This window comes from Microbulbifer mixtoriginis (SeqCode) (assembly GCF_052467705.1).
Map to the genome: position 1 here is coordinate 1120611 of NZ_CP174322.1, position 16019 is coordinate 1136629.

Sequence of the window (16019 nt, forward strand, 5' to 3'; positions counted from 1 at the left end):
AATGACCTGGCGCCAACTGGCTGGATAATCCTCGCCGGCTAGACTTTTTTGAAAGACAGCTATCAGCGCAACACTGAAAGTGGAGTGTCGGATCATGAGGCCTTCAAGGAAATTCGCTCTGCCGCTTGTAGCGGCTCTGGCGGTGCAGGGTTGCTTATTCTTACCCGCGGAGGAAGTGGAAGGGGAAGACCCTTTCTTTTTCGAGGCTCAGGCTAGCGGGCAGGAAGGTGGCTTTGTCGAAGCCGACTCGATTGTTTCATCGCCTGCTCAGGCCTTGCCTGTTAATAATGAGTGTGAAGGGCATTGCACTCACCAGGTGTACGACTCCACCGCCTGGTTCTTCCCGGTTCTGAGGGTGTACTAAGCACCAAGCTGAGAGTCTGGGAAGGTAGTGCGCAAGGTTGTGGCTGCACCGTCCGATCATTTACCGAAGTACGCGAATTAGGTTTCGCGTGGTGCCGATACGGAGGCAAGCCCATGAAAAAATTCCCTATAGCCATTGCCGCGTTGTGTACCAGCTTGCTGCTTTCAGCTTGCGGTACCCCGGATACGCGCAACCAGGTGGTCTACCCAACCAGTGCGCCGATACCCCGCCATGCGGAATATCGCGCATATCCCTCTCAAGCAATGCCCGCAGCTCCCTCAACACGCAGGTCCAGTCATTCCAGTTGCCCCGGTGACTCTGAGGAATTGGCGCCCGGATCAATTTGTCCTGAGAGTGCCCGTTGCTTTGATATTTCCGGTGGAAGGCGTTGTATTTCCTATGAAGAGTAAAGTTTTACTGTCATTGATTGTGGCGCAGCTGCTCGGTGGCTGTGCCGATGGTTTTTGGCAGGATTTAAATGGCACCGCAATTTATTATTCCTATAAGCACAGCCCCGTTCCGCCCGATGAACTGACTGCATTCCCACGCTTTTGCCTGGTTTGTGATCCCTATATGGGTGACCTGGACAATTGCATTGCTGCGGGAGTGCCTTGCTATCAATTGGATACTGGCGACTGGTGTGCCGGGCCCTATTCACCATTTGAATTGAGTTACAGCTTCTATTGATGGATATTGCTCGTGACTGCTCCGGGTGAAGCAGGGGTGAAAATATAGAAAGTGGCAAAAGTGTTGAGTTACTTCAGCAGTGTTTTAATGCTTTCTTTTATCGAAGTTCCAATATAGTACTTTAAGCCGTTAAGTGTGCCCTTGATATTCACTTCCGGGTAGTAGTCATAGCCCAGCTTTTCCAGCAGGATATGCAGGTTTTTCTTGATACCAATGGCGAACCAGCTGCAGGGGAAGGAGATAATGCTGGGACTCTGCCCGTTGAGCAGGTAAATTTTTCCTCCCTGAATATGGTCCACTTGATTGAGCAGGTTGTAACTGGGATCGGCCATGTCAAAGTTATAAAATAACTTGGCCTCGTGATCTATATCCACCTGCTCACAAGTGTGATGCGCATAATAGCGCCGCAGTATTTTCTGGTCATCGCAGTAATTGGGATACATTCCGCGGGCTGCCTGGAATAGGTTTTGTAGTGCTTTGTTTTTTCCAATAAATATTCCCGTGGAAAAAACATGTTCGTTAGGAAAGAATTTTTTCTCAAAATACCCCTGAACACCATCGTGCCGGTAGTCATTGGAAAAAATAATATCCTTGCCAAAGGAGTGAAAGTTTTTCTCGAGCAGGCGTACTGACGGTAATATCAATGAGTCGAAACCGTCGAGATAGCAGATTATGTCCTCCTCAGGCAGCGTTTGAAAAAAAGGAAGCAAAATATCCATTTTGGATGAGAAGTCTTTCCAGGGGTGATCGCGCCCAAGAATGGTAAGTGATACGCCATTGCGTCTGGCGGATTCCTGGAGTACGGGAAACATTCTTTCCGAGTGGGTGGCAATGGTGGCGATATGCAACATTTTTTAGGAGAAACCCCTGCGCCTACAACTTTCTAAGCCGGCAAAGGTTTCTTTGCCACCTGTGAGAAGTCTAGCCGACCCTTTTATCTGAAGTGACAGGTCTGTACAACTCGGGGGCTGCTCTTGTCTCGATACGTCTATACATTACTTGGCGAGTGGCAGTGCTTGCCGGATTTCTTTTAATTAGACGAGCGTGTAATGAGAGGCGCCAGAAGAAGCTGGATAATCAATGTCTGCATCGCGATTGATCAGCTCGGTAATGCTATTGCTGGTGGCAATCCCGATGCCACTATTTCTGGTCGTTGCGGTTATTTTTCACGGGTGCAGGAGACACGTTTACGCCGTTATTGGCGGATTTTGGAATGGGTGATCAATTTTACCTTTATCCCCATCGATGGGCCGGATCATTGCTACCGGTCTTATCTGTGGGATCGCGCAGAAAAGCATGAAGAGGGCAGTGACTTTATGCGTGTGCTGCTGGGGGTGATCGTGATTTTTTTCTGCATGCCTCTCTGTCTGTTTACCTGGCTTTATGTATTAGTTTTCCCCAGTGCCCGCTGGAAAAAAGAAGAGCCATAGAGCAAAAAAAAGCCCTCGAGCAGAGCGCAGCGGGGGCTTGAAGTTGGGGGTTATTTCTAGCTATGCGCCGGTTGTTCCACTGGATCCTGAATCAGTGCTGGCTCATTAGTTTTTGTTGTGTTGGACAAGCTGCCACCGGCAAGTTTGCGCAGTGCAACATAAAACACTGGGGTCAGGAACAAGCCAAACAGGGTTACGCCAATCATGCCGGTAAATACGGTAATACCCATGGCGTTGCGCACTTCGGCACCGGCGCCACTGGCTAGCACCAGGGGCACCACGCCGGCAATAAAGGCTACGGAAGTCATAATGATTGGACGCAAACGCAGGCGGCAGGCTTCCAACGCCGCCTCTACGGTACCCTTGCCGTCCATTTCCAGCTCGCGGGCAAACTCCACAATTAGAATGGCGTTTTTACAGGCGAGCCCCATTAATACAACCAGCCCTACCTGAACAAATACATTGTTGTCGCCGCCAGTAGCCCAAACACCGAATAGTGCCGCCAACAGACACATGGGCACGATCAGAATAACCGCCAGCGGCATCACCCAGCTCTCATAGAGTGCGGCGAGTACCAGGAATACCAGCAGTACTGCGAGAGGAAAGACCACCATAGCGGCGTTGCCCTGGTTAACCTGCTGGAAGCTGAGGTCGGTCCATTGGATCTGCATACCCGGGGGCAGGGCCTGGTCGGCTACCTGCTCAACCGCCGCCAGTGCTTCAGAGGAAGACAGCATGCTGGGATCGGATTGCCCCATCAAATCGGCTGCGGGATAGCCGTTGTAACGGATGACCGGGTCGGGTCCGTAGCTTTGGCGCAGGGTCACCATGGTGCTGATGGGCACCATCTCCCCATTCATATTGCGGGTGTAGAGATTGTCGAGATCTTGCACTTCATCGCGGAAAGGCGCATCTGCCTGGGCAACCACCTGGTAGGTGCGACCGAACAGGTTGAAGTCGTTGATATACATGGAGCCGAAATACAGCTGCAGGGTGCCGAACAGGTCGTCCATACGCACGCCCTGGGCTTTGGCCTGTAGGCGGTCTACCTCGGCGTCCATCTGCGGCACATTGGCCTGGTAGGAGCTGAAGGGATAGCTGAGGCCGCTGGCTTGGCTCAAGGCCCCAGCCAGCATATTGGTGGCATTTTGCAGCTCACCGTAGCCGGCACCACGACGGTCCTGGACATAGAGGGAGTAACCGGAGCCAGCGCCCAGCCCGAAGATGGGCGGTGGCATAAAGGTCATGGCGAAGCCTTCCTTGATCTGGGAGAGCTTGCCGTTTAGCTCCGCAGCGATTTCGGTGGCACTGCGTTCGCGCACATCGAAGTCGTCGAATAAGATAAATACCGTGCCCACGTTGGGGGTATTGGTGCCTTGTAGGGCGTTAAAGCCGACAAAAGCGGCCGCGTTGGCAACGCCCTCTGTTTCCAGAGCCAATTCACTCACGCGGCGTGCAACTTCTTCAGTGCGGTCCAGGGAGGCACCTTCAGGCAGGCGGATACTGCCCACCAGGTAAGTCTTATCCTGAACCGGAATAAAGCCACCGGGCACCTGTTGGAACAGGGCGAAGGTACCGCCGAGCAATATCAGGTAGACCCCAAATACGATACCGCGACGCTTGAGGCTGTGGCCCACCACCCGCTGGTAGCGTTCAGAGTTGCGCTGGAAGAAGCGGTTGAACGGGCGGAATAACCAGCCGAACAGGCGCTCGATAATGCGCGCGGGCATATCCGGCTTGGCACCGTGGGGCTTCAGCAGGGTAGCCGCCAGAGCCGGGGACAGGGTCAGGGAGTTGATCGCGGAGATAATGGTGGCGATGGCAATAGTGGTGGCGAACTGGCGGTAGAACTGGCCAGTGATGCCGTCCAGGAAGGCCATGGGCACAAATACCGCACAGAGCACCAAACTGATGGCGACAATCGGGCCGCTCACCTCGCGCATGGCCTGGTGGGCTGCAGCCAGGGGTGTCAGTCCTTCCTCGATATTGCGCTCGACGTTTTCCACCACCACGATGGCGTCATCCACCACGATACCGATGGCCAGTACCATGGCGAACAGGGTCAGGGTGTTGATCGAGAAGCCCAGCATCAGTAGCACCGCAAAGGTACCAACAATGGATACCGGCACAGCCAAGAGTGGAATCAGGGAGGCGCGCCAGGTCTGCAGGAACAGGATAACCACCAGCACTACCAGTAACACCGCCTCAAGCAGGGTCTTGATCACAGAGCTGATGGAAGTGCTGACAAATACGGTTGGGTCGTAGGCAACTTTCCACTCCAGGCCTTCAGGGAACTGTTCTCCCAGTTCCGCCATCTTCTCGCGCACTGCAGCGGAGACTTCCAGGGAATTGGAGCCTGGAGACTGGAAAATCGGAATGGCGACCGCCTGGCGGCCATTTAGTAAGGCGCGTAGAGAGTCTTGGGATGAGGCCAGTTCAACCCGCGCTACGTCACGCAATCGGGTGATTTCACCATCGCTGCCGGTCTTCAGTACCACATTGCCAAACTCTTCTTCGCTTTGCAGGCGGCCCTTGGCGTTGATAGAGATCAGGAAATCAGAGCCATTGGGCATCGGTGAGGCGCCGATCTGTCCGGCGGACACCTGCACATTTTGCTCACGCACTGAGCTGACGATATCCGCTGCAGTCACGCCCAGGGCCGCCGCTTTTTGCGGGTCTACCCACAGGCGCATGGCATAGTCTCCGGAGCCAAAGACTGCTGCCAGGCCCACACCGGGAATACGCGACAGCTCATCACGGATATGCAGTACGGCGTAGTTGCGAATATAGGTGGCATCGAGGCTGTCGTCTGGAGAGATCAGATGCACCGCCATCATCAGGTTGGGCGACTGCTTCTGCGTGGTTACCCCCTGGCGGCGCACGTCTTCCGGTAGACGGGGTAGCGCTTGGGATACCCGGTTTTGTACCTGAACCTGTGCCTGGTCTGGATCGGTGCCGAGTTTAAAAGTGACATTCAAAGTGAGGGTGCCGTCACTGCCGGCCACCGACTTCATGTAGATCATGTTTTCCACACCATTGATGGCTTCTTCCAGTGGTGTGGCAACAGTTTCGGATATCGTCTTGGGGTTGGCACCAGGGTAGCGGGCACTTACTTGCACGCTAGGCGGTACAACCTCAGGATATTCACTGACTGGTAATGACGGGATGCTAATCAATCCCACTACAAAAATAATGATCGACAGCACCGAGGCAAAGATGGGCCTGTCGACAAAGAAACGGGAAAAATTCATACGCTGCTACCTGGGAAGCGGCTTTCAGGCCGCTCGGATTCCATTGATAGGATTCGTTGGGCGTTCGGTGCCCAAAACTCGTTGTCCAAAAGTAGTGGAAACACCTAGGCTCAGTGTCCGGCGGCCTGAGCGCTACTGCCTTGACCCTGCTGGGCGATCATCTCGGGTGCGACCGGCATGCCGGGGAAGAAGATCTTCTGGAGGCCGTTGACTACAATTCGTTCGCCAGTTTGAAGGCCGCTACGGATTACCGTGCGCTCCCCCTGCCGCGGGCCCAATTCTACCGGGCGACGTTCCGTCAAGTTCTCCTGCGTGACCACATAGACATAGCGGCGATCCTGGTCGGTGAGTACTGCCTTGCTATCGATCAGTACTGCCTGGGCCATTTCTTCGATAGGCATTTCCACGCGGGCGAACTGCCCTGGCTTAAATGTGCCTTCGGGGTTGGAGACTACAGCTCGGAACTGGATAGTGCCGGTGTGGCTGTTGAGGCGGTTGTCGATAAAATCCAACTGACCTTTATGCGGGTAGCCGTGTTCGCCTGCTAAGCCGATATGAACTGGGGGCCTGGCATCGCTGTTAAGTAGATTGCGACTGGCGGCAAAAGTCTGCTCGTCACTTTCGAAATACACGTACATGGGATCTACAGACACGAGGGTGGTCAGCAGGGTTGTATCCGCGTTGGCCAGATTGCCGCGGGTTATCTGGGCGCGGCTAACACGGCCACTAATAGGGGCTGTCACCTCGGTGTATTGCAGGTTGAGGCGCGCGTTTTCCACAGCGGCTTCGGCGGCATTCAGGGCTGCGTGCTTGGCATCCCGCGCGGCGATGCGGCGGTCGTATTCTTCTCGCGAGATGGCTTTACTGTCGAGCAGCTGCTGGGCACGGCTGGCCTGCTTCGTATTGAATGCCAGTTCGCTGCGCACTCGTTGTAAATCCGCTTCGGCGGCACGCAGTTTGGCTTTGTAGGGGCGCTGATCGATGGTGAATAACACATCACCTCGCTCTACCAGGGCGCCCTCAGTGAAAGATACCTGGTCGATATACCCGCTGACACGGGGGCGTAGTTCAACGGTCTCCGGAGCGACAACGCGGCCGGTAAAACTGCGCCACAAAGTGGTTGCCTCGGTGCTAACCTGGGCAACCTCCACGGCCGGAGGGGGCGGTTGCTGCCCTGTGGGTTCTTCGCTGCCGCAGCCAGCCAGGACCAGTGCGGAGAGGCCGAACAGTGTGGCGGTAAGTTTCTTCACCATAACGCGTGTACTCCCTTTGCTTCGGAAGAGAGGGGCCGTTTGGCACTCCTCTCAGTTGGGAGGCAACTTTAATGGAGCGCAATAGGGGGGCGGTATCCGGTAACTATGGCTTGATTGCCTATTTCTATTTTTCTCGGTGAGGTGACAGTCTGAGAAAGACTTTTTAGTCAAGCAATTAGTACTGTATATATAACTAGGTTTACGAGTCATTAATGAATTTATCACGGCTTTATACGGTAGGAGATTACGGTAAGTTATCTATTGCTGCACAGTAATTGCCCAATCCTGCAAATTCCTGCGAGAGTTGCCTAAAACTCCGTATACTGTCAGCCACCTTGTTTGATGCCGCCCAGGGCACGCGGGCGCGAGGAAAAACTATGAGTAGTGAAGAGAGAGCGGTAGCAGAAGTTATTCCGGCGGAGTTGGAGTCGACCAGGCAAAAACTGATCCAAACCCTGATGCGTCAGGCACCAGAGCAAGGCTTGACGGAGACTGAGCTGGATGGCTTGGCCTTGATTCGCTGCAATGAGCCGCTCGCCTGTGCCTCGTCAGTCTATACGCCTTCACTGAACTTTATTATCCAGGGCAGCAAAACCCTGGAGTTGGGGGATAGGGAAATTTCCTATATGCCCCTCAGTTATGTCGCAACTTCTGTACATTTGCCGATTTTGGGGCGAGTAGAGCGGGCCTCCAAGGATGTCCCCTTTCTTGGGGTAAAGTTGATTATTGACCCCAAAGAGGTGGCAGACCTGGTCCTGGAGCTGGGAGATAAGGCTCCCGGCATTGAAGCGGGCTATGACTGCCCGGAGGTCAGCTGCGGCCTCTGTGTAACACAGATGGATCAGGGCATTCTCGATGCAGTGAGCCGCTTAGTGCACTTGGCAGGAAATCCTACAGACGCGCAAATACTGGCGCCCATGGCGAGGCGGGAGATTATCTATCGGGCTCTGATGGGTGAGATCGGTGCGCGCATGCGCAAGTTTGCCATGGCGGACAGCCAGGCTAACCGGGTATCGCGGGTGATAGAGGTGCTCAAAGACCGCTTCTCCGAGCCCCTGCGTATCAGCGATCTGGCCGAACAAGCCAATATGAGCGAGTCCTCCCTATATCACAGCTTCAAGCAGATAACCCGAATGTCGCCACTGCAGTTCCAAAAGAAACTGCGTCTGCACGAGGCACGCCGTCTGATGCTCTCAGAGGGGTTGGAAGCAGCTTCCGCCAGTTATCGGGTGGGCTACGAAAGTCCCTCCCATTTCAGCCGTGAATACAGCCGCATGTTCGGCCTACCGCCTCGCGCCGATGTCAGTAAGCTGCGCGGTGAGCTGCGGGTGCCGGCTTAGTCTGAAGTGGCATTGCCCTGTTTGAGAACAAACAGGCTACACCAGCCCTCGGGGCTGATATCGCCCTCCACCACTATGCAGGCATTGGGTGGTGTAAATAGCTGGCAGTCCACACACTTCTTACCATCTTTCGGTGTGTCCTGGTAATTGACCGATTCCTTGGTCGCCTTGATTTGGGCGCTGGCCCGATCAGTGGCGATTATGCTAACCGGAAGAATCGCCAGGGCACCGCCGGATAACTTAAGGAACCTTCTGCGGGTAATATTCTGATGTTTTTCCATTGGCAAAATTTCCAAAACGCTTTGCATTAGTCTTCAGAATTTCAGAGTAGCTCGGTTTGGAATTTCTGCTGGAGGGTTTGCATTGCTGCAGAAGGGAAACGAAATAAGAAGAAATCTTATTCGCTTATAAAAAAGGCGGCCATCTGGCCGCCTTTCCGGTTTATCTCAAAACAGAATTACTTCTGAGAGATAAGGATTTTACCTACCGACTTGTCTCTGCTCTGCGTGACTACGCGAACTTTCAAACCGTAAGGGGTAATCGCGCGGCCGGCATCGGGGATCTCATCGCTGCTGAAGCTTCTGCGATCGTTGAACACCCGCTGGGGACGGTTGTGGATATCCGTCATGGTGATGCCGTAATCTTCCAGAAGATCCAGTGTCAGCCGCTGGGCCCAGTCGACACCAAATGTGGCATCGTGGATCTGGTAGCGAGTAGATGCAACGGAGTCATCGCTCCACTTCAGAACCTGCTGATCTGCATCGACTACGCCGAGGAAGCCATTACCGGGGTGGACACCTACCCAGTTGTTTTCATAGCTGGTGTCCGCATACCAAATCAGGAGACCCTCGTTGTAGGTCAGCATTTGACCGGCCACATTTATGTGTGCCAGACCTTGGTCTACACCGCGGTGGGTACGCCATTCCAACAGGTAGTAGTGGTCGTGGAGGTTGTAGCCGGGGTGACGGCTGAAGCCGGTCAGGCTGAAGTTGCTGTCGCTCTCCGCATCATCGAAGAGGGTGGCTTGGCCGTCGACATTGATGGTGATGTCATCGGCAAACAGGCCGGGGTTGGCTACATAGGCATCGGTAATATAGGCGATGGACAGGTTGAACTGTTGGCCAGCGTAGGCACTTAGGTCAAATTCGGCATCGATCCAACCACTGGAGCTGCCGGTAATACCAAAGCCTGGGTTTTGCCCATTGGGGCTGGTCTCGGTGGTAATGTTACCGGGAATAGAGACGAAGCCCTCACCCAGGTCAACCATAACCGCACCGTAATCCCAATCCTGCTCAATGTCATACCAGGCCTTGAAGGTCAGGCTTGCGCTCTGAGCATCGGTCAGGTCGACAGGGATTACCATGGAGTTTTGCAGGTTGTTGTCACTGCCACTGAAATAGGCGTATTCACCGCTGGTTGGTACGGTCACAACCACTTCCTTTTTGGGAAGGTCGATACGGATCGCATCGTTATTGGTGCCCTTGTGTACCGCCTCGTCAAGCAGGAGAGGGATGCCGCGACGGGGAATATCTTGCAGGGCGATGGTCTCGCCGTGCAGCCAGTTGCCGCCGTGGTTGGTTTGCAAATACTCCTTTGCCCAAGCAGAGAAACCCGTGGGTTCTGAGCCAGGGATAACACCGGCCCAGCTGCCGCTGGACATGATTGACCAGGAGGAGACGGGTTCACCGCGGCCGGAACCATCGGTGTCGTACTCGTCGGGTAGACCCAAGTCGTGGCCGTACTCGTGACTGACAACACCTGCTGCTGCGTCGGCAGGCTGTACTGTGTAGTCGTAGGCCGCCATGGTGCCGCCCCAGTAATCCACTGATGCGGTAGTTCCCTCAATAGAGAAAACATCGCCGAGATTCCAGCGGTGCGCCCAGATCGCGTCTTCTCCCAGCTGGCCGCCACCCGCTTCTTCCCCCACTGAGGAGTGGAAGATCATAATGTGGTCCACCAAGCCGTCGGCTTCCCAATAGTTGCCATCCCCATCAAGGTCGTAGCGGTCTTCGATATCGAAGTCAGCGAGGTTAACGCTGGGATCAGCTGCGGCAGCCTGCAGTGCTTCACGCACCAGAGCACGGGCATCGCCGTTTTCATTGTTGCCATAGAAAGCTGCTGGCTGACTGGCAGTGTACCAACCTGCTACTGCACCTTCGACGGAGTAGCTATTGCCGGATTGCTGCCAGTAGAACTGCTGCATAGACAGTAGGTTTTCACCCTGGGGGCCAGTGAAGCCCTGTTGGGAGAACAGCAGGTCTGCATAGTGTTGTGCGGCATAGTCCTCGTAGTACATATCCGTTTCCCCTGGCTCAATGCTGTTGTGGGGGAAATCGGGGAAGTCCATCAGGATCGCGAGAACCTTCGCGGTACGCATCTCACCTTCATAGTTTTCGAGCTGAATAGGTGCCGGTGCACGGCCGATGCCATGAAAGCGCCCCTTGCCTTTACCGCGCCCTAATCTGGGATGCTTGCCGCCACGGGCATGCTTCATCATTTGTACCGTTTCACTGGACAAATCCTGGGCCAGGTTCTGGTTTTTACTGGCACGTTCTTTCAGAAACTGGTGTAGAGTGCGCTCGGCTTCGCCAATGGATGCATTTTTACTAATGCGGCCTGAGCGCTTGAGCATGTCGATCAGCTTGGCTTCGTTGGCGATTACCAGGTCGAACTGATTGCCACCTTGTTGCTGAGGTGAGGGTGCAGCGTAGCTGTTCGCAGCCATCAGGCTGAGAGCAAGCGCGCTGACGGGCAGCAGACTATTTACTTTTAGCATTGATCCCTTCTTTCATTTTTGTTTTAACAAAGAGCTCGGGAGATTTTTATAAATTTTAGGGCACTTTGCCGGTGCGTTACCCGAACCTTAAGGGCCGGCTGAACTTTTCAGTAGCCCCATGTTGTTCAACGAAGTAAGAGGGAAGAGCCACAGCACTTTTTTTGTGATGGACTTGGTATTTTTTTACTCGGTTATTTACGTTGCTTTGCACTGAGATAGTGGGTGCACACTCTGGAATTATTTTTTTATCTTAACCCTTCTTGGAAGGCTTAATTTCTATTTTAATTGTTTAATTTAAATTTTTGCTATTAAGCTTCTTGCTCCCAGGGTAGCCATAGTGAGATTTGCAAGCCGCCACCGTTTCGGTTCATTAACTGAATGTGCCCTCCGTGTGCATCGACAATTTCTCTACAGAGGGCGAGGCCCAGGCCCACTCCCTGTTCTTTGGTGGAGAAAAATGGCAGCAGCGCTTGTTGCAACACTTTTTCACTCATGCCACAACCACGGTCGGCAATAACCAGTTGTTGACCCAGACCATCAGTGTGAATCGACAGTTCGATATCATTAATGCTGGAACCCGCTTCACGGGAATTTTTGATTAAATTTAGTAGAGCTTGCTCAATTTGTACCGGATCAAAGTAGCCTGGTCGCTCTGGTAGTTCACCATTTAAAATAAATTTCTGTAGGGGGGCTATACGTTCTACAAGTTCTTGCCAGCTGACTTGTTCACAGCTTGGTGGGGGTAATTTGGCAAAGCTGGCATAGCCTTGGGTGAACTCAGTCAGGTGTTTGCAGCGCTCGGCAATAATATCGAACACCTTTCCAAGCGCCGCGGCTTTATCCGGTTTGGCGATCAGCATTTTTCCTGAGTGGGCCAGGGAGGAGATGGGGGCGAGGGAATTATTTAATTCATGGCTAATCAGGCGAATCACTTTTCTCCATACCTCTACTTCCGCCTTGGTGAGCTCCTTTGTCATCTCGCGCATAACAATCAGGCGGTGCTTGTGGGCGTTGAGTACAAATGTGCTGTTGCCAATATGCATGGAGTGGCTGCCATATTTATCCGTGTAATTAAACAGGCCGTTATCCCAATTTTGTATGGCGCTGGCAATTTCTTTCGGGCTGTTGGGCAGCAACTTTTGCAACAGTAAACCCTGAATAGGTTTCCCGCCATTGAGTAACTTTTTAGCGCTACTGTTGGAATAAATAATATGATCACTCTGGTCCACCAGGATCAAAGCCTGGGTAGAGCTTTGTATTACTGTATCCAGAAGTAATTCCCGCTGATAGATATGGGCGCGTTCGCGTCTGAGGTGTTCGCCGATATCATTGTATAAATTCGTGATCTTGCTCAGTTCAGTATCCCGGGGAGAGACCAGTGAAATAGAAAAGTCACCATCGCGAAAGTTGAGCAATCCACCCTGTAGGGATTTCAGGGTGGAGGTCAGGGGCTTTAGTGCCAGATGTATCAGGCTGATAAGAGCACAAATTCCCAGGATAAGGCCCAGGGTCCAGGAGAGACGGGCGTCCAAACCAATAAAGCTTAATAACCACGGCAGGCCGGTGGCGATGGCTAGAGCCAATATGGAGAAGGCGAGGATACGGCCTTCCAGAGAGAAATATTTCGACATCAATAGGGAATACCGTGTTTGTCCAGTCGGCGATACAGTGCCTGACGGCTCATGCCCAGTTCCCTGGCAGCTTGGGCGATAATGCCATTACAGCTGGCCAGCGTTTGCTGTAGGAGTTCGCGGCTGGGCTCGAAATGTACTTCGGCCCTGTCTATTGAGGCCTGTTTCGGCAGGGCAAGCAGTGCTTCATCTATCGTATCTCCACGGCAGAGAACCGAAGCGCGTTGCATCACGTTTTGCAGTTCACGCACATTGCCGGGCCACTGATAGCGGGTTAGGGCGGTCAACGCTTGGGGGGAGAGTTTTTTTGAACTGCCGTTATCCTGTAAAAAATTCATGGCCAACGGGGCTATATCCTCGGGGCGTTCACACAGGGGGGGCAGGCGCAACTCAATCACATTCAGGCGGTAGAACAGGTCCTGGCGAAAGCTGCCATTAGTGATGGCTTGGGGCAGATCGCTATTGGTGGCACTGATCACTCGTACCTTAACCTTGCGGGTTTGACTGCTACCGAGCCGCTGGAACTCGCCGGTTTGCAGTACGCGCAATAACTTCACCTGCCCACTGGCAGAAAGTTCGCCGATCTCATCGAGAAAGAGGGTGCCGCCATCGGCGGCCTCGAAACGTCCTTCACGGGCCTTATTACCAGCGCCGGTATAGGCGCCTGGCTCGGCACCAAATAGTTCTGCCTCCATCAGCTCTTCCGGTAGGGCGCCCACATTGATCTTTACAAAAGGTTGATCACGTAGCATGGAATTGGCCTGCACAATTTCGGCAATTTTTTCCTTGCCGGCTCCATTGGGCCCTGTAATTAGAACTGGTACATCAGATTTGGCCACCTGCGTGGCCATCTCTAGCAGTTGTTGCATTTTATCGCTGCGGTAGATGATCTCGCACAAGTCGAATTTATCCTGTAATTCACTGCGGGCATCGATGGCCTTTTGCTGGGAAGCCCGTTGCCGTTTTTGCAATTCACCGAGTTCAAGAAGATTATTGATGGTGGAAATCAGCTTGTTATCGTCCCAGGGTTTGCCCAGGTAATCGGCAGCACCGGCGCGGACCAGCTCCACGGCCATTTCCAATTGCGTCCAGGCGGTCAAAAGAATGATGGGTAGATCTGGGTTAATTTCGCGAATGGCAAAAAACAGTTCGCGCCCCTCCTCACCAGAGGTAGTATCCGTGGTGAAATTCATATCTTGGATCACCAGGCTGATATCCCGGTTTTCCCGCAACAGCTGCAGACCTGCCTGGGGGGTAATGGCGCAGAGAGGCTGTAGGTCGTGCAGTGATAACAGTATTTCTAGGGCTGAGACGATACCGCTGTTATCGTCGATAATGAGTATTTTATCCATAGGACCAAGAGCCAGCTTGTAAGCTGAGCATTATGCAATGAGTCGGTATTAAGGGGGAACTGCAGCTAGGGCAATATGTGCCCCAGCTGAAGGAATTCACCAAAGTGTTAGGAGCTATTGACTATTGTTGGCAGGTTGGTGATCAAAGCTCAGCACCCTGGCGAGCTTCCATTGTCCATCTACCTTTTGCCAGAGATGGGTAAATTGTCCACTTTCACGCAGTACTTCTTTGTTGTTGGCGTGAATACCATAAAAATTATGCGTTCCGGTTTGGATCGCGCCGTAGTTGTTGATTGGGAATATCTTTACGCTTTTAGCAATTAACTCGCGGCGTGCCTTGATATCGTTGCCAGATTTTTGTCGTTCACACATACCACTAATACCATCGAGAAACTCTTGCGCTGAGCTTGCGGTTTTTCCCCATTTATCGTGGTACATTTCCAAGTCTTCGGTTATAAGCTGGCTCAGTTTGTCGATGTCACAGTTATTGAAAACTGCATCAAACAGTTGTGAGTCCACAGTTGTGATTTCTTGTTCTAATTCCTTTGTGGCTTGAGGGCCGGCAACGACTGGGTGCTGCTCGGCAAGTGCTGTGGACATGAAAAGCGATATAGCTGTAAAACCTACAGCTCTAAAATAATTGCGCATAAAAAATCCTTCTATGTTTTCTTAAGAATAGTGGTCAGGCTATTAAGAAGGCTGACCACCAAGTCCAATCTTTATACACTTCGTGTTGCAGTCGCCGGGGAAATATTGGCAGCGCGCAGTGCTGGTGCTAGAGCTGCAGAAAGACTGACAACCAGTACCAATAGAGCGCAGATAGTGAGTGGCAGCAGGGTTAATACCGGCTGGGAGTAATCGCGCACCATATATTGGTTGGCGATTAAGGCTGCGGCACTGCCCAGGGCAATACCAGTAGCGGCAATCAGGCTGTTTTCAATCAGAAAATAACGGCTGATATTACTGCGGGTTGCACCTAGTGCACGCCTTACGCCAATTTGTTTGGCCCGCTGATTAATCCAGAAGATTGTCAGGCCGACAATTCCCAGTGCTACGATAAAGCTGAGCGTGGCTGCAACAATAGATAACACTTTTACCATTAAGTTATCGCCTGCATAACTGCGAGCGACATACTCTGAGAGAACTCTGGTTCTTATAACTCTTTGAGGATCCCTTTCTGACAGTTTCTCTACTAAGGTCTTCAACACTTCATCGCGCTTTCCCGGCTCAGCACGTACTAAATAATTGACGTCCTGAGTATTTCTGACAATGGGGAAAAAGGCCACATTGCCTGCTTTTGGCCAATCCACCCAAGCGCCCAGATGCCGTTCGACAATACCAATAATTTCTATTGGATGGGAAGTGTTGCCATCATAGAGGGGTTTTCCAATAGGATCTTGGTCTGGGTAAATTTTATCCGCGAATTGCTGGGTAATAACTGCGACATTGATATCCCGATTTTCACTGGGATCAAAATATTGCATTTCAGCACTGGTAAAGTTTCGCCCCGCCACTAATTTTAGGCCCAGAGTATTGATAAAGTTTGGGTCTGTATTGTAACGGTTAGAGACTTCTCCACCGATTTCCTGATTAGGTTGATTGTAAAAAGTGCCCGCGGAACCTGACCGGGATAAAGGTACTTGATTGGTAACCGTTGCATCTTGGACGAAAGGCAGTTTTCGCAGTAATTCTAAATCAGAAGATACAGCTCCAATCATATCGTAGTTATTAGGGATCGCCATTACGTTGATGGCTATGATCTCCTCTACGGCAATACCAGTAGGTCTTTCTATTTTTGCAATGCGATCTTTTACGATAACAGCCGTGTTGCTGATGATTGCCAGTGTCAATGCAAGCTGCAGAGCGATCAGCATGGCAGGAACTTTGTTACGCCAGAGGGCGGATAACATGGGTTTTAATTCAAGCATGACTCGT

14 protein-coding genes are annotated in these 16019 nt (G+C 52.5%); 5 read left to right on the forward strand and 9 right to left on the reverse strand.

The annotated features are described in order from the left end of the window. The first annotated feature begins 94 nt into the window (after positions 1-94). The 3 genes from ACJJIB_RS05060 (at position 95) to ACJJIB_RS05070 (ending at position 1051) form a co-directional block, all read left to right on the forward strand. A complete protein-coding gene (locus ACJJIB_RS05060; RefSeq protein ID WP_444883824.1) occupies positions 95-364 on the forward strand; it encodes a hypothetical protein in 270 nt (89 codons plus the stop codon). Between the two features lie 113 nt (positions 365-477). After that, complete coding sequence (locus ACJJIB_RS05065; RefSeq protein WP_444888061.1) at positions 478-774, forward strand: hypothetical protein; 297 nt, start codon at positions 478-480, stop codon at positions 772-774. Continuing rightward, entirely contained in the window at positions 764-1051 is a 288-nt protein-coding gene (locus tag ACJJIB_RS05070) for a hypothetical protein (protein ID WP_252084643.1), read from the forward strand. Before ACJJIB_RS05065 ends, ACJJIB_RS05070 begins: the two co-directional genes overlap by 11 nt. A 68-nt stretch (positions 1052-1119) precedes the next feature. On the opposite strand, the gene ACJJIB_RS05075 is transcribed toward ACJJIB_RS05070, so the two are convergent. Next, on the reverse strand, positions 1120-1902 hold the full coding sequence (locus ACJJIB_RS05075; RefSeq protein ID WP_444883826.1) for a glycosyltransferase domain-containing protein: 783 nt from the start codon (positions 1900-1902) through the stop codon (positions 1120-1122). 198 nt (positions 1903-2100) lie between these two features. Between ACJJIB_RS05075 and ACJJIB_RS05080 the strand changes: the two genes are divergently transcribed. Beyond that, on the forward strand, positions 2101-2481 hold the full coding sequence (locus ACJJIB_RS05080; RefSeq protein ID WP_252084645.1) for a hypothetical protein: 381 nt from the start codon (positions 2101-2103) through the stop codon (positions 2479-2481). A gap of 56 nt (positions 2482-2537) precedes the next feature. On the opposite strand, the gene ACJJIB_RS05085 is transcribed toward ACJJIB_RS05080, so the two are convergent. Beyond that, complete coding sequence (locus ACJJIB_RS05085) at positions 2538-5732, reverse strand: efflux RND transporter permease subunit (protein WP_444888062.1); 3195 nt, start codon at positions 5730-5732, stop codon at positions 2538-2540. A 110-nt stretch (positions 5733-5842) separates the two neighbouring features. Then, positions 5843-6985, reverse strand: a complete 1143-nt coding sequence (locus ACJJIB_RS05090) for an efflux RND transporter periplasmic adaptor subunit (RefSeq protein WP_444888063.1) — start codon at positions 6983-6985, stop codon at positions 5843-5845. A 377-nt stretch (positions 6986-7362) separates the two neighbouring features. On the opposite strand from ACJJIB_RS05090, the gene ACJJIB_RS05095 reads away from it, so the two are divergent. Then, positions 7363-8325 carry an AraC family transcriptional regulator gene (locus tag ACJJIB_RS05095; protein ID WP_444888064.1) on the forward strand — a complete coding sequence of 321 codons (963 nt, stop codon included), beginning with the start codon at positions 7363-7365 and terminating at the stop codon, positions 8323-8325. Here ACJJIB_RS05095 and ACJJIB_RS05100 read toward each other — a convergent pair. The 6 genes from ACJJIB_RS05100 to ACJJIB_RS05125 all read right to left on the reverse strand — a co-directional run bounded on the left by ACJJIB_RS05100 (position 8322) and on the right by ACJJIB_RS05125 (position 16012). After that, positions 8322-8606, reverse strand: a complete 285-nt coding sequence (locus ACJJIB_RS05100; protein ID WP_444888065.1) for a hypothetical protein — start codon at positions 8604-8606, stop codon at positions 8322-8324. The genes ACJJIB_RS05095 and ACJJIB_RS05100 overlap by 4 nt on opposite strands. A gap of 176 nt (positions 8607-8782) precedes the next feature. Next, on the reverse strand, positions 8783-11101 hold the full coding sequence (locus ACJJIB_RS05105; RefSeq protein WP_444888066.1) for an immune inhibitor A domain-containing protein: 2319 nt from the start codon (positions 11099-11101) through the stop codon (positions 8783-8785). 308 nt (positions 11102-11409) lie between these two features. Further along, on the reverse strand, positions 11410-12732 hold the full coding sequence (locus tag ACJJIB_RS05110; protein WP_444883832.1) for a sensor histidine kinase: 1323 nt from the start codon (positions 12730-12732) through the stop codon (positions 11410-11412). After that, on the reverse strand, positions 12732-14084 hold the full coding sequence (locus ACJJIB_RS05115) for a sigma-54-dependent transcriptional regulator (protein ID WP_444888067.1): 1353 nt from the start codon (positions 14082-14084) through the stop codon (positions 12732-12734). The genes ACJJIB_RS05110 and ACJJIB_RS05115 overlap by 1 nt, the downstream gene beginning before the upstream one ends. A 114-nt stretch (positions 14085-14198) precedes the next feature. Further along, entirely contained in the window at positions 14199-14732 is a 534-nt protein-coding gene (locus tag ACJJIB_RS05120; protein ID WP_444883834.1) for a nuclear transport factor 2 family protein, read from the reverse strand. A 71-nt stretch (positions 14733-14803) separates the two neighbouring features. Then, entirely contained in the window at positions 14804-16012 is a 1209-nt protein-coding gene (locus ACJJIB_RS05125; RefSeq protein ID WP_444883835.1) for an ABC transporter permease, read from the reverse strand. Positions 16013-16019 lie beyond the last annotated feature (7 nt).